The 24,388-nt window shown below is 55.7% G+C and carries 26 protein-coding genes; 12 read left to right on the forward strand and 14 right to left on the reverse strand.

All coding sequences use genetic code 11. The features are described from left to right. Nucleotide 1: 1 nt before the first annotated feature. Complete coding sequence (locus AC4OVS_RS16220) at nt 2-295, reverse strand: copper-binding protein (protein WP_491922567.1); 294 nt, start codon at nt 293-295, stop codon at nt 2-4. Nucleotides 296-348: 53 nt separating this feature from the next. Next, a complete protein-coding gene (locus AC4OVS_RS16225; RefSeq protein WP_022647417.1) occupies nt 349-750 on the reverse strand; it encodes a hypothetical protein in 402 nt (133 codons plus the stop codon). Nucleotides 751-1,092: 342 nt separating this feature from the next. Here AC4OVS_RS16225 and dcuC point away from each other — a divergent pair, with 342 nt between their 5' ends. Together dcuC and rna are read left to right on the forward strand one after the other, a co-directional pair. After that, a complete protein-coding gene (gene dcuC, locus AC4OVS_RS16230) occupies nt 1,093-2,460 on the forward strand; it encodes an anaerobic C4-dicarboxylate transporter DcuC (RefSeq protein ID WP_017382481.1) in 1,368 nt (455 codons plus the stop codon). Nucleotides 2,461-2,554: 94 nt separating this feature from the next. Then, nucleotides 2,555-3,364 carry a ribonuclease I gene (gene rna, locus AC4OVS_RS16235; protein ID WP_479438202.1) on the forward strand — a complete coding sequence of 270 codons (810 nt, stop codon included), beginning with the start codon at nt 2,555-2,557 and terminating at the stop codon, nt 3,362-3,364. Here the strand turns inward: rna and AC4OVS_RS16240 are convergent. Further along, entirely contained in the window at nt 3,358-3,984 is a 627-nt protein-coding gene (locus tag AC4OVS_RS16240; protein ID WP_023299579.1) for a flavin reductase family protein, read from the reverse strand. The two genes, rna and AC4OVS_RS16240, sit on opposite strands and share 7 nt — an antisense overlap. Nucleotides 3,985-4,246: 262 nt before the next feature. On the opposite strand from AC4OVS_RS16240, the gene rnk reads away from it, so the two are divergent. Continuing rightward, on the forward strand, nt 4,247-4,657 hold the full coding sequence (gene rnk / locus AC4OVS_RS16245; RefSeq protein WP_022647414.1) for a nucleoside diphosphate kinase regulator: 411 nt from the start codon (nt 4,247-4,249) through the stop codon (nt 4,655-4,657). Nucleotides 4,658-4,796: 139 nt separating this feature from the next. Here the strand turns inward: rnk and AC4OVS_RS16250 are convergent, their stop codons facing one another. Next, nucleotides 4,797-6,035, reverse strand: a complete 1,239-nt coding sequence (locus tag AC4OVS_RS16250) for a zinc-dependent alcohol dehydrogenase (RefSeq protein ID WP_015571156.1) — start codon at nt 6,033-6,035, stop codon at nt 4,797-4,799. A 179-nt stretch (nt 6,036-6,214) separates the two neighbouring features. Between AC4OVS_RS16250 and uspG the strand changes: the two genes are divergently transcribed. Continuing rightward, nucleotides 6,215-6,643, forward strand: a complete 429-nt coding sequence (uspG, locus tag AC4OVS_RS16255; protein ID WP_045308963.1) for a universal stress protein UspG — start codon at nt 6,215-6,217, stop codon at nt 6,641-6,643. 58 nt (nt 6,644-6,701) lie between these two features. On the opposite strand, the gene ahpF is transcribed toward uspG, so the two are convergent. After that, nucleotides 6,702-8,267, reverse strand: coding sequence for an alkyl hydroperoxide reductase subunit F (gene ahpF / locus AC4OVS_RS16260; protein ID WP_022647412.1), 1,566 nt, complete (start codon nt 8,265-8,267; stop codon nt 6,702-6,704). A gap of 241 nt (nt 8,268-8,508) precedes the next feature. After that, complete coding sequence (gene ahpC, locus AC4OVS_RS16265) at nt 8,509-9,072, reverse strand: alkyl hydroperoxide reductase subunit C (RefSeq protein WP_014882974.1); 564 nt, start codon at nt 9,070-9,072, stop codon at nt 8,509-8,511. A gap of 621 nt (nt 9,073-9,693) precedes the next feature. Between ahpC and citR the strand changes: the two genes are divergently transcribed. The 3 genes from citR to AC4OVS_RS16280 all read left to right on the forward strand — a co-directional run bounded on the left by citR (nt 9,694) and on the right by AC4OVS_RS16280 (nt 12,577). Further along, entirely contained in the window at nt 9,694-10,614 is a 921-nt protein-coding gene (gene citR, locus AC4OVS_RS16270; protein WP_022647411.1) for a DNA-binding transcriptional repressor CitR, read from the forward strand. Nucleotides 10,615-10,742: 128 nt separating this feature from the next. Next, entirely contained in the window at nt 10,743-11,966 is a 1,224-nt protein-coding gene (locus AC4OVS_RS16275) for a phosphoadenosine phosphosulfate reductase (RefSeq protein ID WP_032624677.1), read from the forward strand. Then, the gene (locus tag AC4OVS_RS16280; protein ID WP_032624678.1) at nt 11,951-12,577 is read left to right on the forward strand and encodes an IbrB-like domain-containing protein; all 627 of its coding nucleotides are present in this window, start codon (nt 11,951-11,953) and stop codon (nt 12,575-12,577) included. Before AC4OVS_RS16275 ends, AC4OVS_RS16280 begins: the two co-directional genes overlap by 16 nt. On the opposite strand, the gene AC4OVS_RS16285 is transcribed toward AC4OVS_RS16280, so the two are convergent. Beyond that, nucleotides 12,578-13,738 carry a pyridoxal phosphate-dependent aminotransferase gene (locus AC4OVS_RS16285; RefSeq protein ID WP_395036422.1) on the reverse strand — a complete coding sequence of 387 codons (1,161 nt, stop codon included), beginning with the start codon at nt 13,736-13,738 and terminating at the stop codon, nt 12,578-12,580. Nucleotides 13,739-13,860: 122 nt separating this feature from the next. On the opposite strand from AC4OVS_RS16285, the gene AC4OVS_RS16290 reads away from it, so the two are divergent. The 3 genes from AC4OVS_RS16290 to AC4OVS_RS16300 are packed head-to-tail and all read left to right on the forward strand — an operon-like array spanning nt 13,861 to nt 15,700. Next, nucleotides 13,861-14,475 carry a methylthioribulose 1-phosphate dehydratase gene (locus AC4OVS_RS16290; RefSeq protein ID WP_022647407.1) on the forward strand — a complete coding sequence of 205 codons (615 nt, stop codon included), beginning with the start codon at nt 13,861-13,863 and terminating at the stop codon, nt 14,473-14,475. After that, the gene (gene mtnC, locus AC4OVS_RS16295) at nt 14,472-15,161 is read left to right on the forward strand and encodes an acireductone synthase (RefSeq protein ID WP_023305674.1); all 690 of its coding nucleotides are present in this window, start codon (nt 14,472-14,474) and stop codon (nt 15,159-15,161) included. Before AC4OVS_RS16290 ends, mtnC begins: the two co-directional genes overlap by 4 nt. Beyond that, on the forward strand, nt 15,158-15,700 hold the full coding sequence (locus AC4OVS_RS16300) for a 1,2-dihydroxy-3-keto-5-methylthiopentene dioxygenase (RefSeq protein WP_022647405.1): 543 nt from the start codon (nt 15,158-15,160) through the stop codon (nt 15,698-15,700). Before mtnC ends, AC4OVS_RS16300 begins: the two co-directional genes overlap by 4 nt. 139 nt (nt 15,701-15,839) lie before the next feature. Here AC4OVS_RS16300 and AC4OVS_RS16305 read toward each other — a convergent pair whose 3' ends face one another. Beyond that, nucleotides 15,840-16,064, reverse strand: a complete 225-nt coding sequence (locus AC4OVS_RS16305; protein ID WP_023299573.1) for a helix-turn-helix transcriptional regulator — start codon at nt 16,062-16,064, stop codon at nt 15,840-15,842. Nucleotides 16,065-16,170: 106 nt separating this feature from the next. Here AC4OVS_RS16305 and AC4OVS_RS16310 point away from each other — a divergent pair, with 106 nt between their 5' ends. Next, nucleotides 16,171-16,443, forward strand: coding sequence for a helix-turn-helix domain-containing protein (locus AC4OVS_RS16310; protein ID WP_032624682.1), 273 nt, complete (start codon nt 16,171-16,173; stop codon nt 16,441-16,443). Nucleotides 16,444-16,504: 61 nt separating this feature from the next. Here AC4OVS_RS16310 and AC4OVS_RS16315 read toward each other — a convergent pair whose 3' ends face one another. Continuing rightward, nucleotides 16,505-16,975: an SRPBCC family protein gene (locus AC4OVS_RS16315; RefSeq protein ID WP_032624683.1), complete on the reverse strand. Its 471-nt coding sequence runs from the start codon at nt 16,973-16,975 to the stop codon at nt 16,505-16,507. Nucleotides 16,976-17,018: 43 nt separating this feature from the next. Then, entirely contained in the window at nt 17,019-18,035 is a 1,017-nt protein-coding gene (gene mtnA / locus AC4OVS_RS16320; protein WP_058645961.1) for an S-methyl-5-thioribose-1-phosphate isomerase, read from the reverse strand. A gap of 102 nt (nt 18,036-18,137) precedes the next feature. Between mtnA and mtnK the strand changes: the two genes are divergently transcribed. Further along, nucleotides 18,138-19,337 (forward strand): S-methyl-5-thioribose kinase, encoded by a 1,200-nt coding sequence (gene mtnK, locus AC4OVS_RS16325; RefSeq protein ID WP_048966160.1) that lies wholly within the window; start codon nt 18,138-18,140, stop codon nt 19,335-19,337. Between the two features lie 87 nt (nt 19,338-19,424). Here mtnK and AC4OVS_RS16330 read toward each other — a convergent pair whose 3' ends face one another. The 4 genes from AC4OVS_RS16330 to AC4OVS_RS16345 all read right to left on the reverse strand — a co-directional run bounded on the left by AC4OVS_RS16330 (nt 19,425) and on the right by AC4OVS_RS16345 (nt 24,337). Beyond that, on the reverse strand, nt 19,425-20,666 hold the full coding sequence (locus AC4OVS_RS16330; RefSeq protein WP_022647399.1) for an LVIVD repeat-containing protein: 1,242 nt from the start codon (nt 20,664-20,666) through the stop codon (nt 19,425-19,427). Between the two features lie 92 nt (nt 20,667-20,758). Further along, on the reverse strand, nt 20,759-21,823 hold the full coding sequence (locus tag AC4OVS_RS16335) for a sugar ABC transporter substrate-binding protein (protein WP_180243547.1): 1,065 nt from the start codon (nt 21,821-21,823) through the stop codon (nt 20,759-20,761). Between the two features lie 19 nt (nt 21,824-21,842). Continuing rightward, entirely contained in the window at nt 21,843-22,838 is a 996-nt protein-coding gene (locus AC4OVS_RS16340; protein ID WP_022647397.1) for an ABC transporter permease, read from the reverse strand. Beyond that, the gene (locus AC4OVS_RS16345) at nt 22,835-24,337 is read right to left on the reverse strand and encodes a sugar ABC transporter ATP-binding protein (RefSeq protein ID WP_491922568.1); all 1,503 of its coding nucleotides are present in this window, start codon (nt 24,335-24,337) and stop codon (nt 22,835-22,837) included. The genes AC4OVS_RS16340 and AC4OVS_RS16345 overlap by 4 nt, the downstream gene beginning before the upstream one ends. Between the last annotated feature and the right edge of the window lie 51 nt (nt 24,338-24,388).

The following is a 24,388-nucleotide window of genomic DNA, read 5'->3' on the forward strand; positions in this document are numbered from 1 at the left end:
CTTAGCGCGCTGGCGTCAGCGAGATAATCTGGAAACCGTCACCCGCACGCTCAAGCGTGAAGGTCACCTCATCCCCCGGTTTGGCGCCATTCAGCGTGGCACCCGAAGATAAAGTAAACGGCATGGTCATCGCTGGCCATTTTAGTTCCGGTATGGCCTCGTGACGGAGCATGACGGCATTGTCAGAGATCGACTGAACCACGCCGCGGCCCTGCCAGGTCTGGTTTGCCTGAACGGCATAAGAAGCGAAAGAGATGGACGCGCCAACCAGCGCGGAAAGGAATAGGGTACGCATGATAAAACTCCTGTTAAACGTTAAGTAAATAAAATCAACGAATTAACAGGTTTTTACTCCCGAAACCGGCAATAGCGGATCGTTGCCGGCGGCCCCACAGCAGGAGGGGTAATAGACCACGCAGAATGGCTTGCAGATGAACACTCTGGCGTCGTTAAGGTCAGCGTCATGGCGGCAGGCAGCGCCACCAGATGCGGCTGGGCAGGTTCTTTTTGTACCTGATCCGGCACACAATGTTTTTCACACAGCGGTGAAGCACCGGCAGCATAATGCAGCCCCGGTTCCGCCATCATATCCATATGCTGGATGGTGGCCACCTCACCGCGCAAATCCATTGAACATTGATGGGAGGCGACGGCCACCTGACTCTGGATTAACAGCCAGCCAAACGCCAGCAAAAACATCAGCAGATGTTTTTTGATAAAGCGCAGGCGATACGTCCAGCTGGCGTGCATATTCAGATCGTCGGATAGGGTAAAAGTGAACCGAGTATAAGCAGGCAAAAGAATGAAAGAGAAGTAGTTTTAAAGAGATTTACGTTTTTAAATCGATTGTCGGCAAGTAATACTCAAAACCTTAACACTTCACCATCAATTTAATGACATATAATATCTATTCATCAGGTCAATAACGTCTTAATATAAATGACGCAGGGTTAGCAAAAATATCGTCATCATTGCCTTTAGTAGTCTCTTTCTTGATTTTAATCAGCAAGGACTGGCCATTTATTCGGCACATTTCAGGCTTCTTTTTTATTGATTATTTGTCTCTCGGGCAGCAAGGATACAGGGGAAATCATGCTTACTTTTCTCGAACTCCTCATTGGAGTCGTGGTCATTGTCGGTGTAGCACGCTACATCATTAAAGGTTACTCAGCCACCGGCGTGCTATTTGTCGGCGGCCTGACGCTGCTGATCATTAGCGCGCTAATGGGTCATCAGGTTTTACCCGCCAGCGAAGCCAGCACCGGATATACCGCTACCGATATTGTGGAATATATAAAAATTCTGCTGATGAGCCGCGGCGGCGACCTGGGCATGATGATCATGATGCTCTGCGGATTTGCTGCCTATATGACCCATATCGGCGCGAATGATATGGTGGTGAAGCTGGCTTCTAAGCCGCTGCAATATATTAACTCCCCCTATCTGCTGATGGTCGCGGCTTATTTCCTGGCCTGTCTGATGTCATTAGCCGTTTCCTCAGCAACAGGCCTTGGCGTGCTGTTAATGGCGACGTTATTCCCGGTAATGGTTAACGTCGGGATCAGCCGTGGCGCAGCGGCGGCTATTTGCGCCTCTCCGGCGGCGATTATTCTCTCCCCTACTTCCGGTGACGTGGTGCTGGCCGCGAAAGCCGCGGAAATGTCGCTGATTGACTTCGCCTTCAAAACCACACTGCCAATCTCCATCACCGCTATTCTCGGCATGGGCGTGGCGCATTTCTTCTGGCAACGCTACCTCGATAAGAAAGAGAACGTCAGCCATGAGATGATGGACGTCAGTGAAATCACCACTACCGCCCCGGCGTTTTATTCCATCCTGCCCTTCACGCCGATTATTGGCGTGCTTATTTTTGACGGCAAATGGGGCCCTCAGCTGCACATCATCACTATCCTGGTGATCTGTATGCTGCTGGCGGCCATCCTGGAATTCGTTCGTGGTTTTAACACCCAGAAGGTGTTCACAGGTCTTGAAGTCGCCTTCCGCGGTATGGCGGATGCCTTCGCGGGCGTGGTGATGCTGCTGGTTGCCGCAGGGGTGTTTGCTCAGGGGCTGAGCACAATCGGCTTTATCCAGAGCCTGATCTCTATCGCCACCTCGTTCGGCTCGGCCAGCATTATCCTGATGCTGGTGCTGGTGGTACTGACCATGCTGGCGGCGATGACTACCGGCTCCGGTAACGCGCCGTTCTATGCGTTTGTTGAGATGATCCCTAAGCTGGCACACTCCTCCGGCATCAACCCGGCTTACCTGTCCATTCCGATGCTCCAGGCCTCCAACCTGGGTCGTACCATTTCTCCGGTATCGGGCGTGGTGGTTGCGGTTGCAGGGATGGCAAAAATCTCTCCGTTTGAAGTGGTAAAACGCACGTCAGTGCCGGTGCTGGTTGGCCTGATTATCGTTATTATCGCCACCGAAGTGCTGGTTCCCGGCGCTGCCTAAGCGAAATTCCTGCTTTCCAAAAAGCGCCTGCGGGCGCTTTTTGTGCTTTAATAACCCCCAGAAATTAATCGCGCCCAACCAATCAGGAAAGCAAATGTTCAGGAAGGATATCGTTATCCCGTCTGGCGCAGTAGCGCTTGCACTCTGTGTCTTCTCAATTCAGGCAGATCCGCTTAAGCCAACCCAGTACGGCGATTTCGATCGCTACGTTCTGGCGCTTTCCTGGCAAACGGGATTTTGCCAGAGTATGGTCGAACGTAACCGTGACGAACCGGAAGAGTGTCGCCTGCAAAAAGAGAGCAGCAACAAAACCGATTTTCTGACCGTCCACGGCTTATGGCCAGCGCTGCCGAAATCTATTGCCGCTCGCGGAGTGGATGAACGCCGCTGGATGCGCTTCGGCTGTGCCACTCGTCCGGTTCCGAATTTGCCGGAAGCAAAAGCCAGCCGCAAATGTGACGCCGCAGAGACCGGACTATCGCTAACGGGCGCGGCGAAGCTGAACAGCGTGATGCCCGGCGCGGGCGGCAACTCCTGCCTTGAACGTTATGAATACGCGAAACACGGCGTCTGCTTTGGTTTTGATCCCGACGCTTACTTCGGCACCATGGTGCGCATAAACCAGGAAGTGAAAAATAGTGCGGTTGGGGAATTTCTGGCGGAAAACTATGGCAAGACCGTCCGCCGTAGCGATTTTGATGCAGCCGTGGCCAAAAGCTGGGGGAAACAGAACGTAAAAGCGTTCAAGCTTACCTGCCATGGCAATCCGGCTTATCTGACCGAGATGCAGATCTCGCTAAAATCAAGCACCATTAACAACTCGCTCTCAGCCAGCACCTTTGCGCCACAGCCGCATCCGGGCAACTGCGGCAAACAGTTTGTTATCGATAAAGCTGGTTACTGATTGTTCCTGCGCGCATCCGGGCGTACCAGATCGAAGCGATGGCTGTCGCTGATGCCGTAGTAGGCTGACGGTCCACCCGCACGCAGAATGGGCTGCGCTTTCGCGGTCTGGTAAATCCCCTCTTCCAGCAAACTCTCAGCGATATGGACGCCCACCACTTCGCCGAGCACCAGCCAGGTATCAATCGGTGTCCCATCCGCGCCGGTCAACTGAATGCACTGTGACAATCGACACTCGAAATTCACCGGGCTTTCCGCCACGCGCGGCGAGCTCACAAGCTGGCTGGCTACGGGCGTCAGGCCGGCAAAGGTAAATTCATCCTCGCCATGAGGGAGTGTGGCGGAGGTTTCATTCATCGCCTCAGCCAGATCGCGCGTTGCGAGGTTCCAGACAAACTCTTCCGTTTCGGTAATATTCCGCACGCTATCCTTCCAGCCGTTGCTGGAAAAACCAATGATCGGTGGGCGATAGTTAAAGCAGTTAAAGAAGCTGTACGGGGCAAGGTTCAGTTGACCGGCCTTATCACAGGATGAAATCCAGCCAATCGGACGCGGACCGATAATGGCGTTCAGCGGGTCGTGCGGCAGGCCGTGCCCCTGAGACGGTTGGTAAAAGTACATATCGCTCTCTCTACGCTGGGGCTGCAACGCGCATTGCCCGGTTTAAGTTTTACCAGCGTAACGAAATTTCCGTTCAGCGTGAATCGGGATGGCGGGTTTATTGCCAAAAATTCATATGGCGCACGAATGTGACCTTCATCACTTCAAACTTAGGGTTTCAGACAGTATCATCAGATAAGTTAAACCCTCGCTGCCAGACGGCGAGGGTTTTCTTTTGGATTGGTTTCTGCGTTACACGCAGCATTAACGACATGGAGTAAAAATGTCCAGACCTACGATTATCATCAATGAACTCGACGCAGAACGTATTGACCGACTGTTGGAGAAACCAGAATTCGCCTCGCTGCCGGTAGCCGATGCGCTGAACGAAGAGCTAGACCGGGCGCAGATGTGTACGCCTGAGACCATGCCGCATGATGTGGTCACCATGAACAGCCAGGTGAAGTTCCGCAACCTGACCACCGGGGAGGAACTCACCCGTACGCTGGTCTATCCGGCGCAGATGACCGACAGCAGCATGCAGCTTTCGGTGCTGGCACCCGTGGGCGCGGCGCTGCTTGGACTGCGCACGGGCGATACTATCCACTGGGAACTCCCGGGCGGTGCCTCAGCCCATCTTGAAGTGCTTGAGCTGCTCTACCAGCCCGAAGCCGCTGGCGATTACCTGCGTTAATCCCTTCTGAACAAGCGACCCCGCTTTGCACAGAGGATGCACCTGCATCCTCTTTCCGCAAATTCACCCGATTGTCTTATATCGGACAAAAACCGCTTAATCCACGCTTACTCTGTTGTAGTGCCATGGGGACGAAACCTCACACAACGCCGCCGGGGAAGGCATTCACCAGTCCCTTCACTTTCTGCTGCGCTGCCTCCGGGGTATCTGCGCCAGGCACCAGGATCACCTTGCGGCACTCCTCCTCCCGTTTTTCGAAGATCTTATAGGCGCGCTCCGCATCAGCCAGCGGAAGATAGTGGGTCACAATATCTTCCGGTGTAAGCAACCCTTTTTCGATAAGCGGCAGCAGCTCTCCCAGCCAGGCGTGGACGTGCGTCTGCCCCATCTTAAAGCTCAGCCCTTTATCGAAGGCATCGCCAAACAGGAAGCCATGGATGAAACCGGCGTACACGCCCGGCACGCTGACCACGCCGCCGCGTCGCACCGCAGCAATGCACTGGCGCAGGGCTTTGCCGCTGCTGCCTTCAATTTTCAGGTTACTGAGGATCGTTTCCGTCGTGCTGCCTTTGGCCTCAAACCCGACGGCATCAATCACCGCATCCACCCCGCGCTGCCCGGCCGTTTGCTCAATGATTTTCTCCGCCGCGTCGTTATCGTCATCAAAGTTAATCGGGATCGCGCCGTAGCGCTCCTGGGCAAACCGCAGACGATAGGGATGATGGTCAACCACAAAAATCTGCTCTGCGCCGAGAAGCCGCGCGCAGGCAATGGTCAGTAACCCCACCGGCCCGGCCCCGAATACGGCGACGCTGGAGCCTTTCTGGATCTGCGCATTTTTCGCCGCCTGCCAGGCGGTAGGCAGAATATCTGACAGGAAAAGCGCTTTGTCGTCTGACAGCAGCTGAGGCACTTTAAACGGCCCTACGTTGCCTTTCGGCACGCGCACATACTCCGCCTGTCCGCCCGGCACGCCGCCGTAAAGATGGCTGTAGCCAAACAGCGCGGCAGGGGCGGGAATTTGCTTTTTGTTCAGCGCCGCGCCCTGCCCGCGGTTCGTGTTTTCGCAGGCCGCGTACTGTTGCATCTGGCAAAAGAAACAGTCACCGCAGGCAATCACAAACGGGATCACCACCCGGTCACCTTTCTGCACGTTCTTCACTTCGCTCCCGCACTCCACCACCTCGCCCATAAATTCATGACCAAAGATATCGCCGTGCTGGACCTTGGGAATTTTTCCGCGATAAAGATGCAAATCAGAACCACAGATCGCCGTGGCCGTTACGCGCAGGATGATATCGTCAGGCTGTTCGATGCCCGGATCGGGGACATTATCGACCCGAACATGATGTGGACCGTGATAGGTGAGAGCTTTCATGCAACCTCCGAAAGGGTGTGGGTAAGCTTATAAAAGGGTAGCTACCTCTCGGGATATGCCCCGGAATCCGGCTGTTTTGAGATTTATCCTGGCGAGATAAAAGTGCTGTCGGGATTACAGAAACCATTTATATTTTGTGGTTGAATGATTGCAGCGTTTATAAACAAGGAGAAACGGGTATGTATCAAACAATCATTATGCCGGTTGATGTTTTCGAAATGGAACTGAGTGATAAAGCTGTACGTCATGCGGAATTTCTCGCGCAGCAGGACGGACTTATTCATCTTCTGCATGTTTTACCGGGCACTGCCAGCCTGAGCCTGCATCGTTTCGCTGCTGATGTGCGTCGTTTTGAAGAGCATTTACAGCATGAAGCCGAGACGCGCCTGCAAACCATGGTCGGGCACTTCAGCATCGATCCTTCCCGCATAAAAACCCACGTCCGGTTCGGTAGCGTGCGTGACGCCGTAAATGAGCTTGCCGGGGAATTAAATGCCGACGTGGTAGTGATTGGTTCGCGCAACCCGTCTATTACCACGCACCTGCTGGGGTCGAACGCCTCCAGCGTGATCCGCCACACCCACATTCCGGTGATGGTCGTCAGATAAAAAAGAGGCCACCTTTTGGTGGCCTCTTGTATTGCAGGTGTCGTCTTGCTTTCTTTTATTATGCAGTTTTGGTGCGGATCAGGTAATCAAACGAGCTCAGCGAGGCTTTCGCACCTTCACCGGTAGCGATGATGATCTGCTTGTACGGCACGGTGGTGCAGTCGCCCGCCGCAAATACGCCCTTCACGCTGGTTTCGCATTTCGCATCGATGATGATCTCGCCCATGCGGTTGCGCTCAATTGCGCCTTCCAGCCAGGTGGTGTTTGGCAGCAGGCCAATCTGAACGAAGATCCCCGCCAGCGGTACGCTGTGAATATCGCCACTCACGCGGTCACGGTATTCCAGACCGGTCACTTTGCTGCCGTCGCCTTTCACTTCTGTCGTCTGGGCATTGAGCACAATGTCGACGTTATTCAGGCTACGTACTTTATCCTGTAACACCTGGTCCGCTTTCATCTCAGGGGCGAACTCCAGCAGGGTAACGTGTTCAACAATCCCCGCCAGGTCGATAGCCGCTTCCACGCCGGAGTTACCGCCGCCGATCACCGCTACGCGTTTACCTTTGAACAGCGGGCCGTCACAGTGCGGGCAATAGGTCACGCCTTTAGTGCGATACTGATCTTCGCCCGGCACGTTCATGTTGCGCCATTTCGCGCCAGTGGCAATGATCACGCTGCGCGCCTTCAGCACCGCGCCGGACGCCGTTTCAATCTGGTGCAAACCACCCTCGACCGCGGCCGGAACCAGTTTGCTGGCGCTCTGGCTGTCAATGACATCCACGTCGTAGTCGCTGACGTGCGCTTTCAACGCCCCGGCCAGCTTCTGGCCTTCGGTTTTCGGCACGGAAATGTAGTTTTCAATGTCTACGGTATCCAGAACCTGACCACCGAAACGCTCGCCCATCAGACCGGTACGGATCCCTTTACGTGCGGAGTAAACCGCTGCCGCCGCGCCCGCCGGGCCGGAGCCAACAATCAGCACGTCATAAGCATCGCGTTGGTTCAACTCTTCCGCCGCACGTTTTTCTGCGCCGGTATCCACTTTGGCGACGATTTCGGTCAGCGTCATACGCCCCTGGCCGAACTCCTGACCATTCAGGTAAACCGCCGGAACGCCCATCACGTTGCGCTCGGTGATTTCGTTCTGGAACGTACCGCCGTCAATCGCCGTGTGCTTAATGCGTGGGTTGAGCACTGACATCAGGTTCAGCGCCTGCACCACGTCCGGGCAGTTGTGGCAGGAGAGCGAGTAATAGGTTTCAAACTCAAAATCACCGTCGATATCGCGGATCTGCTCCAGCAGCGCCTGCGCTTCTTTTGACGGATGACCACCGGTCCACAGCAGCGCCAGCACCAGGGACGTAAATTCGTGCCCCAGCGGAGAACCCGCGAAACGCGGCCCCTGGTCAGACCCTGGGTTGGCGATCAGGAAAGAAGGCTTACGGACTGCCAGCGTGTTGTCTTCTTTGAAGGTCACTTTCGGCGACAGCTCAGCAATCTCTGTCAGCAGCGCTTTGATTTCTGCCGATTTCGCGCTGTCGTCCAGCGTGGCAATCAGCTCAACAGGTTTGGTCAGTTTCTCAAGGTAGGCCTTGAGCTGGGTTTTCATGTTAGTGTCGAGCATTATTCTTCCCTCTCTTAAAACGTCATCATGCAAGCCGCCTTATACGGGCTGCCTGAATGCAACTTGCATCATGGTGCTGGAATGAAATGGGCGCGGGTGCGCCCATGACTGAAACAATTTCCAGAGTATTTCGCGTCAGAGCAAGGCGGCTAGCCTGAGAATCCCCGGGAGCTTACTGAAGTAAGTGACCGGGGTGAGCAGGCGACGCCAACGCAGCTATGGCGTGAAAGACGACGGAAATTTAGATCTTGCCGACCAGGTCCAGAGATGGCGCCAGCGTCGCTTCGCCTTCTTTCCATTTCGCCGGGCACACTTCGCCTGGGTGAGAAGCAACGTACTGAGCCGCCTTCACTTTGCGCAGCAGGTCAGATGCATCACGGCCGATACCTTCAGCGGTAACTTCGATAGCCTGGATAATGCCCTGCGGGTCAACAACGAAGGTCGCACGGTCAGCCAGGCCTTCATCTTCACGCATGTTGTCGAAGTTACGGGTCAGGGCGCCAGTCGGGTCGCCGATCATCGCGTATTTGATTTTCGCGATAGTTTCAGAGCTGCTGTGCCACGCTTTGTGGGTGAAGTGGGTATCGGTAGAAACAGAGTAAACGTCTACGCCCAGCTTTTGCAGTTCTTCGTAGTGGTCTGCAACGTCGCCCAGTTCGGTCGGGCAAACGAAGGTGAAGTCAGCCGGATAGAAGAAGAACACGCTCCAGCGGCCTTCGGTATCTTTCTCAGTAACTTCGATGAACTCACCGTTTTTGAACGCCTGGTTTTTGAAAGGTTTAATTTTGGTGTTAATCAAGGACATCTGTACTTCCTCCGTGTTTTCGTTGAGGTGTAAGGTAACCAACTTTGTTCATCGGGGCTAATGCGTATGCTTTATCAAATCAATCAGCCAAACCTTACAACAGCAACAAGACAGCAAGGTGAACCTTTTACAGGAAAGCCTGAAAGTAAAAAGGCCGCCTCAACGGGCGGCCCTGATACCTGAATTCCCCGCAGGTACATTCAGTGCCAGCCGAAGCTGGCGTTGCGTTGCGCTCTACATACCTTGTATCAAGGCCGTAACAGCGGTTTGATTACAGCACCCCTGCGCGCAATGAGCAATGCATAAGAGGGATAGTCCTGCCTATGGCTGTGATAGGCAGATTCGAACAGGTCATTGAAACATTATAAATTTAATTTCATTATGGGTTTCACGCTATATATAAACGCCATTTGTCATTCAAATAATTCAATCACACTTTAAAGATAAAATTATCTTAATAACTCTTGAAGATATGTTTCAATAATCCAAAGCCGTGATATATTAAGATCACTTAAATTTTAAATTAAGCGAGTTATTCACACGGATTGTAAAGGGTAACTACACTCTGTCGTACTCCATGGTGTGATAACGACAGCAAACTCAACTCACTCAGGACGAAACATGGCAAACCTCTACGACCTAAAAAAATTCGATCTCAATCTGTTAGTTATCTTCGAATGCATTTACCAACATCTCAGTATCAGTAGGGCTGCCGAGACGCTTTATATCACACCATCCGCCGTCAGCCAGTCGCTGCAACGCCTGCGCGGTCAGCTTGATGACCCCCTGTTTATCCGTTCAGGGAAGGGAATTACGCCCACCACGGTAGGTACCAACTTGCATCATCATCTGGAAAAAAATCTCAATCAGCTTGAGCAGACGATCAACATGATGCATCACTCGGACATCAAGAAAAAGTTCGTTATCTATTGCACTCAAATGGTGTCTCCTGGTTCGATGCTGGAACCGTTGAAGCTTTTAATATCTGAGGAGAATTATGAGATAGAACAAAGAGATATGCTTATTTCCTCCGAATCAGCGGAAGATTTGTTGGCCTATCGTAAAGCCGATCTCATCTTCTCTATCGCACCTATCCACAATCGCTCTGTGGTCTGCACCCACTTCACTACGGTGCCGATAGCCTTAATCTGTAGAGCAGACCACCCAAGGCTCGCTGACACAGCTACTGTGGACGCGCTATACCAGGAGAAATTCACTTTTTACCAGAGTGCTCATCCGGGTGTAAAAGAGTTCCAGAGTCGGGCCAATGACGCTTTTCCGGAAAGAAATATTGCTTTTCGCACCGACTCCCTTAGCTCTCTCATCTCTATGGTCAGTTCATCTGATTTGTTAGGCTATATCCCCGTGTCGATCTATGAAACATTTAAAGAATCTTTGAAATTAAAAAGGCTTGAACCACCGTTTGCGCTGCCTGAATTAAAGATCTATATGCTCTACGGCCGTTCATCACTGAATAGCTCTGTTTTTTCAACATTCATTGAAAAAATGCATAAGCTCTGCGTTTCTCCGCCGTCTGCGTAAAATACATTTGCATGGTGAATATAATTAAAGCGAACCGAAAAAAATGACTCCGTGAAATTAAGGATAAATAATTCCATAATATCGTTTTGATTTTCCCAAGACATTTAACACGCAGGACGCGATTAATCATGTCGAACTATAAAATCCCTTTACAGGAAAATGTTTTAGACGCTTCTGCGGAACGCATACACTGGACGCTTAACAATTTCCCCAGGGTATGCGTTTCCTTTTCCGGTGGAAAAGATTCTACCGTGATGCTGCATCTTGTTGCCCAGAAAGCACGGCAATTAAAGCGAAAAATAGACGTCATCTTTCTGGACTGGGAAGCGCAATTCTCGTCGACCATTCAGCATGTTGACGCTATGAAAACGCTCTATCGGGATGTTATCCACCAGTTCTGGTGGGTAGCGCTTCCGCTCACGACCCAGAACGCCCTGTCACAGTTTCAACCTGAATGGCAGTGCTGGGAACCCGGAACAAACTGGGTTCGCCAGCCACCAGAAGATGCCATTACCGATTATCACTATTTCGATTTTTATCAGCAGGGAATGACGTTTGAAGCCTTCGTGCGCGAGTTTGCCGAATGGTATGCGCAAAGACGTCCTGCCGCAGTCATGGTGGGGATCCGCGCCGATGAATCTTACAACCGCTTTCTGGCTATCGCGTCGGCGCGTAAGCAGCGCTTTTCTGACGATAAACCCTGGACGACCGTCGCCCCGGGTGGGCACGCCTGGTATATCTACCCACTGTACGACTGGAAAACCGCCGACATCTGGACGTGGTTCGCGAAATCAAAATGTTGCTATAACCCGTTATACGACCTGATGTACAAGGCGGGGGTGCCGCCGCGTTATATGCGCATCTGCGAACCGTTTGGTCCGGAACAGCGTCAGGGCTTATGGCTCTATCATGTCATTGAACCCGAACGCTGGGCGGCTATGTGTGAACGCGCCTGCGGCGTGCGAAGTGGAGGTATTTATGCCGGGCACGATAACCATTTTTATGGCCACCGGAAGATCCTGAAACCTGACCATCTCGGCTGGCGCGAATACGCCATGCTGCTACTCGACAGCATGCCGCAAAATACGGCGGAACATTACCGAAATAAAATCGCAATTTATCTCCACTGGTATCAAAAGCGAGGCCTGGACGATATTCCCGATACGCAGGAGGGTGACATTGGCGCAAAAGATATCCCTTCCTGGCGACGCATTTGCAAGGTTTTACTCAACAATGACTACTGGTGCCGGGCTCTCTCATTTAGTCCAAACAAACCTAAACACTATCAACGCTACAGCGAAAGAGTGAAAGCCAAACGCAAGGAATGGGGGATTTTATGCAGCAGCAAATAATCAGAGAAATGCAGACGTACCTGCAGGCCCTTTCTGAAGAAGAGAAAATCGGCGCTATTAATGCCTTTCGCCAGGCATTACACGAAATCAGCCCTTTTAATAATCAACCCGTCGACTGCGTATTGTGGATAAAACAGACTGACATCACCGCCAATGACTACAACCCAAATAATGTCGCTCCGGCGGAGAAGCGGTTGCTCAGCAAATCACTGGAGCTGGATGGATTCACACAACCTATCGTTGTGACGGAAAATGCGCCTGAGAGCTATGAAATTGTCGATGGATTCCATCGCCATGAGCTTGGCAGTCATCGGGCTATTCTGAAGCGTCAACTTAAAGGTTACCTCCCTGTTACCTGCCTGCGTAAAGCACGCCAGGAAAAGTTCGATCGCATGGCTACAACCATTCGTCACAACCGCGCGCGTGGACGCCACCAGATCAATGCCATGTCAGAAATCGTGCGAGAACTGGTGCTTATGGGCTGGAGTGAGCAGAAAATTGGCCTGGAGTTGGGTATGGACAGCGATGAAGTGCTGCGACTGAAGCAAATCAACGGTCTGCTGGAACTCTTCGCGGACCGTCGTTTTTCAGAAGCCTGGACGGTTGAATAGTCAGAGCGAATTTAAGCGCGCAGCCGCTGCCAGCAGCGTCGACTCCTGCTTCGCAAAGCAAAGACGAATCAGTTTATGCGGGAAGGGATCGGCGCAGAACACCGACAGCGGAATGGCCGCCACGCCCACCTCTTTCGTCAGCCACTGGCAAAAACTGATATCATCCAGATCGGAAATCGCGCTGTAGTCCGCCAGCAGGAAGTAGGTGCCTTCGCATGGCAGGATCTCCAGCCGACTCTCGCTCAAGGCAGTCACAAACCGATCCCGCCGCGCACGGTAAAAAGCTGGCAGGTCCCGGTAATGTTCAGGTTCAGCGCGCAGCATATCCGCCAGCGCCAGCTGGGCGGGTGTGTTTACGGCAAACGTCAAATACTGGTGCACTTTACGCAGCTCAGCACTGATGGCGGCGGGCGCCACGCAGTACCCTACCTTCCAGCCGGTCATATGGTAGGTTTTCCCAAATGATGATACCGCGATTGCGCGCTCGCGAAGCTGCGGATGCGCCAGCACGCTGGCATGACCCTCTTCGGCAAAGCAGATGTGCTCATACACCTCGTCGCTCAGAACATAGATTTCACGTTCGGCGATGGCCTGCCACAGGGCGGCAAAATCGCTTTTCTGCCACACCGTCGCCGATGGGTTGTGTGGCGTATTCAGGATCACCAGCCGGGTTTTATCGCTCAGCAGCGCGGCAAACGCCTGCCAGTCCGGACGAAAATGCGGCGGCTGGAGCGCCACGCGTTTCACCACGCCACCGGCCAGTTCAATCGCCGGGGCGTAGCTATCGTAGCTCGGGTCAAAACAAATCACCTCATCGCCCGTACGCACCAGGGCGGTTATCGCCGCATACAGCGCTTCGGTCGCCCCTGCGGTTACCGTGATATCGCTGTTCGCGTCAGGCTTATGGCCGTATAACTCCGCCGTTTTATCCGCAATGGCTTCACGCAACGCCTGCACGCCGGTCATCGGCGCATACTGGTTGGCTCCCTGCGCAACGTGGTACGCCAGACGCTCCTGCAAATATTTCGGCCCGTCAAAATCCGGGAAACCTTGTGAGAGGTTAATGGCGTTGTGCTGCTGCGCCAGGGCGCTCATCTGCGTAAAAATCGTCGTGCCGAGATTCGGAAGTTTACTCTGCGGGATCAACGGGTTATTGCTCATTGTAGTGTGCCTGCCTGTAATACTTATGTTGCTGACACTATAACACGATGTTAGTCTCTGGCAATCAAGACGCTTAGACGTCTAAATGATATAAATATTCCTGACCGAGAGGGTAAAAGGAAATGACAGACAACCTGCAACTCACACACCTGGTCGAGGCCTGCCGCTGGATTGGCGCTAAAGGCTGGGCGCCCGCTACCGGCGGCAATATGTCCGTGCGTCAGGATGAACATCTGTGCTGGCTGAGCGAATCCGGAAAAGACAAAGGCAGCCTGACCACCGCCGATTTTCTACAGGTTGAAATCGCCACCAACCGTGCGCCTTCTGGCCGTAAACCGTCGGCAGAGACCGGGCTGCATACCCTCATCTACCGCCTGTTCCCCGAGGCTAACGCCGTCCTGCACGTTCACACCGTCAATGCCACGGTGCTGTCGCGGCTGGTCAACGAGACCGAGCTGAAGATCTCCGGCTTCGAGATGCAAAAATCCCTTACCGGGCAGACCACGCATCGGGATACGGTGGCCATCCCGGTGTTTGATAATGACCAGGACATCGACGCCCTCGCCTCTCGCATCGCCCATTACGCGCAGGAACGCCCGCTTAATTATGGTTTTCTTCTGCGCGGTCATGGCTTAACCTGCTGGGGACGCGACGTGGCCGAAGCCCGCCGTCATCTGGAAGGTTTAGAATTCTTATTTGAATGCGAAATGCGTTTACGACAATGGGAGAGAGTATGATTCGCGCGATTGTGACGGATATTGAAGGGACCACCAGCGATATCCGTTTTGTCCATGATGTTTTGTTCCCTTACGCGCGTGAGCGGCTGGCGGCCTTTGTGACCGCGCAGCAGTACGCCGAGCCGGTCAAATCGATTCTGGACAACCTGCGCGATGAAATCAGCACTCCGCATGCCAGCGTCAGCGATCTCATCAACGTGCTGTTTACCTTTATGGATGAAGACCGCAAATCGACGGCGCTCAAAGCCCTGCAAGGCATCATCTGGCAGGACGGTTACATCAACGGTGACTTTACCGGCCATCTCTACCCTGATGTACTGCCCGCGCTGGAAAAATGGAAGGCACAAGGGATTGATCTCTATGTTTATTCCTCTGGCTCCGTCGCCGCGCAGAAACTGTTATTTGGCTACAGCGACGAAGGTGATATTACTCATCTGTTCAGCGGCTATTTTGATACCCGCATCGGGGCCAAGCGTGAGGTGCAGTCTTATCAAAATATTGCGGCGCAAACGGGCATCGCCCCGTCGCAGATCCTGTTCCTGTCGGATATTCATCAGGAGCTGGACGCGGCTGAACAGGCGGGTTTTCGCACCCTGCAACTGATACGCGGTGAAGATGACGGCGCAAGCCATCACCATCAGATCCACCAGTTTGACGAGATTAACCCGGAGCAGATCCCTTCATGAGCGCATTGACCATTTATTCCGATAAAGACGCCAGTAAGCACCTGTGGCACAGCACCGACGCCGCCGAGATTGCCCAACAGCTCAACGCCAAAGGCGTGCGGTTTGAACGCTGGGCGGCAGACCGTGATTTAGGGCAGGATCCTGCGCCCGAAGCCGTGATCGAAGCGTATCAGCATGCAATCGACAAGCTGGTGGCAGAGAAAGGTTACCAGAGCTGGGATGTGATCAGCCTGCGCGCCGACAATCCGCAGAAAGAGGCGCTGCGTGCGAAGTTTCTCAACGAGCACACCCACGGCGAAGACGAAGTGCGCTTTTTCGTGGAAGGGGCGGGACTATTCTGCCTGCACATCGGCGATGAGGTGTATCAGGTGCTGTGCGAGAAAAACGACCTGATTTCCGTACCCGCAGGCACGCCGCACTGGTTTGACATGGGTTCAGAGCCGAACTTTACCGCCATTCGTATTTTCGACAATCCGGAAGGCTGGGTTGCCCAGTTTACGGGCGATGCAATCGCGGATGCGTATCCACGCCTGGCCTGATCTTTTCTCCCTACCCCGCAAAGTAATGCGAGCACCGTGCTATCCCCTCGCCCCTCTGGGGAGAGGGTTAGGGTTAGGGTGAGGGTGAGGGTGAGGGGAACATACGGCTCAGGGGGTCAGTTCCATACTCAGGCATTAATTAAATACTGGCGATAATCCTCTGCACATCTGCGCCAACCAGCCTCGCCAGATGCACAAACTCCACCACGTCCAACCTACGCTCACCGTTTTCCACTTTAGCAATAAACGATTGTGGTTTTCCCAGTGCCTCCGCAAGCTGCGCCTGAGTCATCCCCTTCTCTTTACGCGCTTTCTTCAACGCATTGATAACACGCTGGTATTCATCCGAGTAAACTGAAGCCATTGTTCCGATTCCATACAAATATCCTGAAATCGAATATCCTCCCGCTGCCTTCTTATCCCAAAATAGGATAATTGAGCACGTAACGAACACATGTAAGGAGGACACAATGCAACATCAGAACTGGCACCCGGCCGACATTATCGCTGCACTAAAGAAACATGGAACAAGCCTGGCTGCGTTGTCCAGAAAGGCTGGCCTTTCCTCATCCACACTGGCAAATGCGCTTACCCGACCATGGCCTAAAGGTGAACTGCTTATCGCTCAGGCGCCAGACATTCCACCCGATGTGATATGGCCGGAAAGATACTTTGATGAAAAGGGAGAGCGAGTATTTCGTCAGATGAGGAATACCAAAAAGAGAAATCTGTCTTCAACATAATCAATGAATTCTCCCCCCTCACCCCAGCCCTCTCCCTCAAGGGAGAGGGGGTCTAAGGGCACTACCGTTTCAGCCCTTTCACATACCCCACCAGCTGATCCAACACCACGTCCCACCCTTCGTGGAAGCCCATCTGTTCATGCTGCTCGCGGATTTCCTTCGTTGGGTGACGCGCAATCGCCGTGTAGCGGGTCTTGCCCTCCCCCACATCTTCCAGCAGCAGGATCGCTGTCATAAACGGCTTTTCAGCCGGCTTCCAGCCCTCAGTATAGCCATCGGTAAAGACCAGCTTGTTCCCCGGATCGATTTCAAGAAATACGCCCCGGTTATCCATCCGCTGCCCGTCCACCTCAAACACGGTATTGAACCGCCCACCCACACGCAGATCGAGGTCGCATTCAGTCACCTTATGGGGAGCAGGAATGAAGAAGTTTTTGATGTGCTCCGGTGTGGTCCAGCAGAGCCACAGCAGGTCGCGCGGTGCGTCCACCACGCGTTCCAGTTTTAAATCTGTTTCAGGATCGAGCGTCACGATAACGTCCTCTAAAGGGAACCCCTTACAAGGATAGTCCCACTCAGGCGAATTTCCCTTTCGCTACCTCTTCAGGGGTGACCACGCCCGTATCCAGCACCCAGCCGCTAATCAGCGAGGCGGGGGTAACGTCAAACGCCGGGTTATAGACCTGCGCCTCTTGCGGCGCCCACTGCACCGCGCCAAAGCTTCCCGCCACGCCCGTCACTTCGCTGGCCGCGCGCTGCTCAATCGGGATCGCGTCACCGTTCGGGCAGTCCCGGTCGAGGGTCGTTTGCGGGGCGGCGACGTAGAACGGAATACCGTGGAACTTCGCCAGCACCGCCAGGGAATAGGTGCCGATTTTGTTCGCCACGTCGCCGTTGGCGGCAATGCGGTCTGCCCCCACCCACACGGCATCCACCTGCCCTTTTGCCATCAGGCTGGCGGCCATGGAGTCAGTAATCAGCTGATACGGCACGCCCAGCTCGCCCAGCTCCCATGCGGTCAGCCTGCCGCCCTGCAACAGCGGACGGGTTTCATCCACCCAGACGTTGCTGACGTTGCCTTCCTGATGCGCGCGGGCAATCACACCCAGCGCCGTACCGACGCCCGCCGTTGCCAGCCCGCCGGTATTGCAGTGGGTCAGCAGGCGGCTGCCGGGCTTCACCAGCGCGCTACCCGCTTTCGCAATCGCGTCGCAAAGCCGTTTGTCTTCATTAATCAGGCGCAGCGCTTCAGCCACCAGCGCCGGAACGAACGCTTCCTGCCACAGCGCAATCTTCATGCGGTCGAGATTGTTCATCAGGTTCACCGCCGTCGGGCGGGAGGCACGCAGGGTCTCCAGCGCCGCCGCCAGCTCGTCGCGGCCTTTACCGCTTTCCGCTAACAGCGCCAGCAGCAGGCTTGCAGAGAGACCAATCAACGGCGCGCCACGCACGCGCAGAGCGTGGATATGCCCAACCAGCGCCTCCACCGTCGAGGCATCCAGCCAGCGTTTCTCCTGCGGAAGCGCCTGCTGGTCGAGAATAAAGAGCTGATTATTCGCCACCCGCAGGCTGGTCGTCTGTAATGTCTGCATGTCGTTAATTCCCTGTTGCGTTGTTGTAGCACATTGTGTCAGGATGAAATCCAGGTGTATAGACGTCTACATGTCTTAATTAGCAAAACTGAGGAGCAGGCCATGTCGCAATACCGTACCTTTACCGCTCAGGACGCCGTGGAGTATGCCAGGCAGTTTGGCGGACTTGACGATCCGTCATCGCTGGTGGAGGCGCAGGAAATCGGCGACGGTAACCTCAACCTGGTCTTTAAAGTTTTCGACCGCGCGGGGGTGAGCCGCATCGTCGTTAAGCAGGCGCTGCCCTATGTGCGCTGCGTCGGCGAGTCCTGGCCGCTGACGCTGGATCGCGCTCGCCTGGAGGCGCAAACCCTGGTCGAGCATTACAAGCACAGCCCTGAGCACACGGTGAAAATCCACCACTTTGACCCGAAACTGGCGGTGATGGTGATGGAAGATCTCTCCAGCCATCGCATCTGGCGCGGCGAGCTGATTAACAACATTTACTACCCGCAGGCGGCGCGGCAGCTGGGTGAATATCTGGCTCACACCCTGTTCCACACCAGCGATTTTTATCTGCATCCGCACGAGAAAAAAGCGCAGGTGGCAAAATTCATCAACCCGGAGATGTGCGAGATCACCGAAGATCTGTTCTTTAACGATCCGTACCAGATCCACGCGCGCAACAGCTACCCGGCCGATCTGGAGAACGATGTTGCCGCCCTGCGCGACGACGCCCAGCTTAAAATCGCCGTGGCCTCCCTGAAGCACCGCTTCTTTTCGCATGCCGAAGCCCTGCTGCACGGGGACATTCACAGCGGCTCAATTTTTGTGGCCGACGGCAGCCTGAAGGCCATCGACGCCGAGTTCGGCTACTTTGGCCCGATTGGCTTTGACGTTGGCACCGCCATCGGCAACCTGCTGCTGAACTTCTGCGGCCTGCCGGGGCATCTGGGCATTCGCGATGCCGCCGCCGCGCGCGAGCAGCGCCTGACCGATATTCAGGAACTGTGGAACACCTTCGCGGAGCGCTTCCAGGCGCTGGCGAACGAGAAAACGCGCGACGCCGCGCTCAGCGCGCCGGGCTATGCCTCTGCGTTCCTGAAAAAGGTCTGGCACGATGCCATCGGATTCTGCGGCACCGAGCTGATTCGCCGCAGCGTCGGGCTTTCCCATGTGGCGGATATCGACACCATTCAGGATGAAGCGATGCGTCACGAATGCCTGCGCCACGCGATATCCCTCGGCAAGGCGCTGATTGTGATTGCTGACCGCATCGACAGCGCGGAAGAGCTGGTAGCGCGAGTGCGGCAGTACAGTTGAGAACGTTTGCCCGGTGGCGCTGCGCTTACCGGGCCTACGGGTGCAAAATGTAGGCCCGGTAAGGCGAAGCCGCCACCCGGCAAAAACTCACCCCAGATACTCAATCACCGACATCCCGCCGTTATAATCCGTGCTGTAAATAATCCCCTGCGCATCCACAAACACGTCGCACGACTGGATCACCTGCGGGCGATTGGGCCGCGTATCCATCATCTTTTCCGGCGCCGCGGGCACCAGCGCCCCCGTTTCTACCGGGCGATACGGATTGGAAATGTCATACGCGCGCACGCCCGCGTTCTGGTACGTCGCGAAGATCAGCGTTGAGCTGACAAAGCTCCCCGGCCGGTTCTCGTGCAGGTTGTGCGGGCCGAAATGCGCCCCTTTCGCCACGTAGTCGGTTTCATCCGGCTGCGGGAAGGTAGAAATGCTCACCGGGTTCGACGGCTCGCGGATATCAAACAGCCAGATCAGCTTCTCGCCGTCCTGCTGGTTATCCAGCACCGCCTCGTCCAGCACCACCAGCAGGTCGCGATCCGGCAGCGGAAGCGCGGTGTGCGTCCCGCCGCCAAACGGCGGGCTCCAGTTACGATGGCTAATGAGCTTAGGCCGGGTGCGGTCCTTAACGTCCAGCAGCGTCAGGCCACCGTCGCGCCAGCTGCCGTACGCGGTATCGCCTGCAATAATCGCATGGTGCAGGGCGTAGCGTTTGCCTTCCGGCCAGTTCGGCTGTTCGCCTTCGGCCTGATTCATCCCCGGCAGCCACCAGCGTCCCGCCACTTCAGGCTTGCGCGGGTCCGCCAGATCGATGGTCAGAAAGATGTAGTCGGTAAAGCCGTCTATCAGCGCTGAGACATACGCCCAGCGGCCACCGACGTACCAGATGCGGTGAATGCCGATGCCGCTCAGCGATAAAAAGCCTATCTCGCGTGGCCTGTCCGGTGTGGAGATATCAAAGACGCGAAGCCCGGCGCTCCAGCCTTTATCCTGCACGTCACTGACGGTCTCCCCCACCTGGCGGGTGTAGTAAACCTTCTCATCGGCAAAACGCGCATCGGCAAACAGATCCCGGGCGTTGATCACCAGCAGCAGATCGTCATGCGCCTGGAGATGCACATTCCAGGTACCCGGCGGCGCAGGCACGTATCCTGCGGCTTTTGGTTTTTTCGGGTCGCGCACGTCCACTATCGAAAAGCCCTGCGACACCATATGGCCGATATAGGCGAAACCGCGGTGCACCATCAGCTGCACGCCGTCCGGGCGACCGCCCTGATCGCTATGGCCAATCAGCCGCATATTGCGGCTGTATTCGGGAGGGGGTAATTGAGACACCTTATGCTCCTTACGCCCGGTGGCGCTGCGCTTACCGGGCCTACGGGTGCGAAATGTAGGCCGGGTAAGGCGCAGCCGCCACCCGGCTTGGTTTACTTGTTTTTAGCGGCAAGGGTCGCAAACCACGGCGCAACAAAATCTTCCGTCTGGCCCCAGCCCGGAATGATTTTCCCCAGAGACGCCACGTTCACCGCGCCCGGCTGGGCGGTCAGCAGCGCCTGCGGAATGGCCGCCGCCTTGAAATCGTAAGTGGCAGGCGTCGCTTCTCCGGCAATCTTATTGGCAATCAGGCGTACGTTGGTCGCGCCAATCAGCTTCGGATCCACCGCCACGCTCACTGCCCATGGGCTACCCGGCTCGCGCATCAGCTGTAAATCCTGGTTGGAGATGTCGATGCTGTAGAGTTTGATCTCGGTTCGGCCGTTCTCTTTCAGCGCCTTATACGCGCCCTGGCTGAAGGCATCCCAGGTACCCCAGATGGCATCGATTTTACCTTTCGGGTATTTCGCGAGGATCGCGCCCACCTTGTTGGCAGTGTCGCCCTGCACGTCAGAAGAGACCGCGCCGATGGACTCCAGCTCTTTAATCTCCGGGTACTGCTTTTGCAGTTCTTTGTAGGCCGCCTGACGGCGCTCCATCGGCGGGAAGCCCGCGACCCATAGCTTGACGATATTGGCCTTGCCGTTGAAATCTTTCGCCAGCTGGCCGAAAGAGAGGTTGGTCAGGGAGGCATCGTCCTGCTGGGTAACGGTTACGCCCGGGATCTCGCCGTTCACAGCGGTATCAAACACCGAAACTTTGATCCCGGCATCCACCGCCTTCTTCACCAGCGCGGTGGAGTACGGATCGCGCCCCTGAGAGAGAATAATCCCGTCGTATTTCTGGCTGATGGCCTGGTTAACGAAATCCTGGAATTTGGCGTCGTCCCCGTTACTTAAAAAGGTGCTGACCTTAAAGCCGAGCTTTTTCCCTTCCTGAATCGCCCCGGCAACAAACTGCGTGGTGTTGTCGTCCGAGCCCAGGTTGCGGATCACCGCGATGCGGATCGGGCCGTCATGGCTGGCAATGGCGGTCGGAACCGGCGCGGGGGTAGCCGCCAGGCCCGGCAGAGAAGTGAGTAACCCAAGAGCTACCAAAGAGAGCGCAATCTTTTTCATTTATTATCCCGTTGTGTTGTCAGCGTTTTTGTATGTAGGTAATCGCCAGCGCTACCGCGAGCACCAGCCCTTTTATAATGTCCATGGCGTAATACGGCACGGAGAGCATCACCAGCCCGTTCGACAGCACGCCGAGGATCACCGCCCCCACCAGCGTACCCAGCGCGTTCGGCTTGCCGGATCCGGCCAGCGAGAAGCCGATCCACGCCGCCGCCACCGCGTCCATCAGGTAGCCGCCGCCCGCATTCACCTGCGATGAACCAATACGCGAGGCCAGCAGAATGCCGCCCAGCCCCGCCAGCAGAGAGGCAATCACGTAGGCTGCCACTTTGTAGCGGGTGGTGCGAATGCCGGAGAGGCGCGCGGCTTCGGGGTTGCCGCCAATGGCGTACATCCGGCGTCCATGGGTGGTCAGCGACAGGCCCAGCTGTGCCAGAATCGTCACCACCAGCATGACGATCACAATGGTCGGCACCTGCCCCAGCAGGCCAAACGCCGCCGGAATGGTCCCTTCCGCCATGTCGCCGCTCGGCAGTACCATGTTCTCGGTAATCGACCCGCCGTAGCTGTAGGTCATCGCCACACCCTGAATGACAAACAGGCTGGCAAGGGTCGCGAGCATGTCCGGAATGCGCAGGATGACGATCAGAAAGGCGTTAAACAGGCCGACCAGCGTACAGAGCGCGAGGGTCAGCAGAATCGACTCGGTGGTGCCAAAGCCGTGCCAGACGAAAAGCGAAATCACCAGCGCGTTCGCCAGCGACGCGGTAGATCCCACGGAGAGATCGAACCCGCCGACGGTCAGCGAAATAGAGACGCCAACGGCAATCACCGTCACGATGGCAATCGAGCGCAGAATGTTGATGATGTTGTTCGGGTCGAGGAAGCTGTCCGACGCCAGGCCAAACACCGCCACCAGCGCGACGACGGTCAGCAGCATGCCCCACTTATAAAGAAAATCGAAAATCTGCTGACGGCCAGACGCCGCCGTGGTCACTGAAAGGGCCTTGCTCACGACGCCGTTCCTCCGGTTGAATAATAAAGTAGTGTTTCTTCCCGGGCCTCTGCCCCGGCGATTTCCGCCACGATGCGACCGTCCCACAGCACGCAGATGCGGTCGCACAGACCGACCAGCTCGGCAAATTCACCCGAGGCGTAAATCACCCCTTTGCCCTCGCGCGCCAGGCCGTCGATCAGCTGAAACAGATCGGTTTTGGCCTTCACGTCCACGCCTTTGGTCGGCTCGTCGAATATCAGCACGCTGGCGTCATTGCGCAGCCATTTCCCGATGGCGACCTTCTGCTGGTTACCGCCGGAAAGCCGACGCAGCACCTGCCCCGGCCCGCGCGTGCGCACGCCGACGCGGGCAATCACCTCTTCCGCCCAGCGCCACGCCTGACGATGACCAAACAGGCTCCAGCGCGAGAAGCTGTTATCGGCACACACGGCAAGGTTCATGCTCACCGGCTCGTCGATAAAAATGCCCTCTTTGCGCCGCTCCTCCGGCACCAGCGCCAGACCGCGTAGCACCGAGTCTGCCGGATCGCGCGGTTTCCAGGCCTGATGGTTCAGCTCGCCGCGCGCCACGCGGCTTTTGCTGGCGCCAAACAGCGCCTTGCAGAGTTCCGTTTTCCCCGCCCCCGCCAGCCCGGCAATGCCGAGGATTTCACCTTTGCGCAGATGCAGGGAGATATCTTTCAGCAGCGCGTCGTCGTGCAGGCCTTCCACCCGCAGCAGCATCTCTTCACCGTGCGGCGGTCGCGGGGGCGGATAGATATCGCTCAGCTCGTGGCCGAGCATCTTCTCGACGATCTCCTCTCCGCTCAGATCCGCCATCGGGCCGGACTCAATCAGCCTGCCGTCGCGCAGCACCGTCAGGGTGTCGCAGATGGCCTTCAGCTCGTGAATGCGGTGAGAAATAAACACCACGCCAATGCCCTGCTGTTGCAGACGTCTTACTACCGCAAACAGACGCTCGCTTTCGTGCGCGTCCAGCGGCGCAGTGGGCTCATCAAGAATGAGAAAACGGCAGTGGTGCGAGAGCGCCCGCGCCAGCAAAATCTGCTGCTTTTCAGCCAGCGTGCAGCTGTCGATGGAACGGCGAACGTCCAGCGAAACATCCAGCTGCGCCAGCGCCTGCCGCGCCTGCTGACGAATCGCGCGCCAGCTGTAGCGGTGTCCCGGCTGCGCCAGCTGGTCGAGCATAATGTTCTCCGCAATGCTCAGCCCGGGGATCAGCGCCACGTCCACCTCCTGCTGCACAAGGTGGATACCCAGCCGTTTGGCGTCCAGCGGCTCGCGGATGCTTACCGGCTGGTTGTTAATGCAGATTTCGCCTTCATAAAGATCGTGCGTCCCACACAGCACCGCCATCAACGTCGATTTTCCCGCGCCGTTGGCGCCGGTCAGCGCATGCACCGACCCGCCATTCAGGGTGAAATCCACGCGCGACAGGGCCTGAAAGCCGGAAAAGGCCAGGCTGATACCGCGCATCTCAAGGCGACTGGAAACCATCCGCGTAAATCCTTCATTACTCTTCTGATTTAGCGAATTTTTCACAGCTCC

The organism is Enterobacter sp. 4974935 (assembly GCF_058661735.1).

Coding starts and splice junctions, on each gene's coding strand:
- ahpF (WP_022647412.1), bottom strand. CDS start 8,267: ATGCTCGACACTAACATGAAAACCCAGCTCAAGGCCTACCTTGAGAAA.
- rnk (WP_022647414.1), top strand. CDS start 4,247: ATGTCCAGACCTACGATTATCATCAATGAACTCGACGCAGAACGTATT.
- rna (WP_479438202.1), top strand. CDS start 2,555: ATGTTCAGGAAGGATATCGTTATCCCGTCTGGCGCAGTAGCGCTTGCA.
- AC4OVS_RS16335 (WP_180243547.1), bottom strand. CDS start 21,823: ATGAAAAAGATTGCGCTCTCTTTGGTAGCTCTTGGGTTACTCACTTCT.
- AC4OVS_RS16290 (WP_022647407.1), top strand. CDS start 13,861: ATGACAGACAACCTGCAACTCACACACCTGGTCGAGGCCTGCCGCTGG.
- AC4OVS_RS16280 (WP_032624678.1), top strand. CDS start 11,951: ATGCAGCAGCAAATAATCAGAGAAATGCAGACGTACCTGCAGGCCCTT.
- AC4OVS_RS16225 (WP_022647417.1), bottom strand. CDS start 750: ATGCACGCCAGCTGGACGTATCGCCTGCGCTTTATCAAAAAACATCTG.
- uspG (WP_045308963.1), top strand. CDS start 6,215: ATGTATCAAACAATCATTATGCCGGTTGATGTTTTCGAAATGGAACTG.
- mtnC (WP_023305674.1), top strand. CDS start 14,472: ATGATTCGCGCGATTGTGACGGATATTGAAGGGACCACCAGCGATATC.
- AC4OVS_RS16250 (WP_015571156.1), bottom strand. CDS start 6,035: ATGAAAGCTCTCACCTATCACGGTCCACATCATGTTCGGGTCGATAAT.
- mtnA (WP_058645961.1), bottom strand. CDS start 18,035: ATGCAGACATTACAGACGACCAGCCTGCGGGTGGCGAATAATCAGCTC.
- ahpC (WP_014882974.1), bottom strand. CDS start 9,072: ATGTCCTTGATTAACACCAAAATTAAACCTTTCAAAAACCAGGCGTTC.
- AC4OVS_RS16310 (WP_032624682.1), top strand. CDS start 16,171: ATGCAACATCAGAACTGGCACCCGGCCGACATTATCGCTGCACTAAAG.
- AC4OVS_RS16300 (WP_022647405.1), top strand. CDS start 15,158: ATGAGCGCATTGACCATTTATTCCGATAAAGACGCCAGTAAGCACCTG.
- AC4OVS_RS16220 (WP_491922567.1), bottom strand. CDS start 295: ATGCGTACCCTATTCCTTTCCGCGCTGGTTGGCGCGTCCATCTCTTTC.
- AC4OVS_RS16285 (WP_395036422.1), bottom strand. CDS start 13,738: ATGAGCAATAACCCGTTGATCCCGCAGAGTAAACTTCCGAATCTCGGC.
- mtnK (WP_048966160.1), top strand. CDS start 18,138: ATGTCGCAATACCGTACCTTTACCGCTCAGGACGCCGTGGAGTATGCC.
- dcuC (WP_017382481.1), top strand. CDS start 1,093: ATGCTTACTTTTCTCGAACTCCTCATTGGAGTCGTGGTCATTGTCGGT.
- AC4OVS_RS16275 (WP_032624677.1), top strand. CDS start 10,743: ATGTCGAACTATAAAATCCCTTTACAGGAAAATGTTTTAGACGCTTCT.
- AC4OVS_RS16240 (WP_023299579.1), bottom strand. CDS start 3,984: ATGTACTTTTACCAACCGTCTCAGGGGCACGGCCTGCCGCACGACCCG.
- AC4OVS_RS16305 (WP_023299573.1), bottom strand. CDS start 16,064: ATGGCTTCAGTTTACTCGGATGAATACCAGCGTGTTATCAATGCGTTG.
- AC4OVS_RS16345 (WP_491922568.1), bottom strand. CDS start 24,337: ATGGTTTCCAGTCGCCTTGAGATGCGCGGTATCAGCCTGGCCTTTTCC.
- citR (WP_022647411.1), top strand. CDS start 9,694: ATGGCAAACCTCTACGACCTAAAAAAATTCGATCTCAATCTGTTAGTT.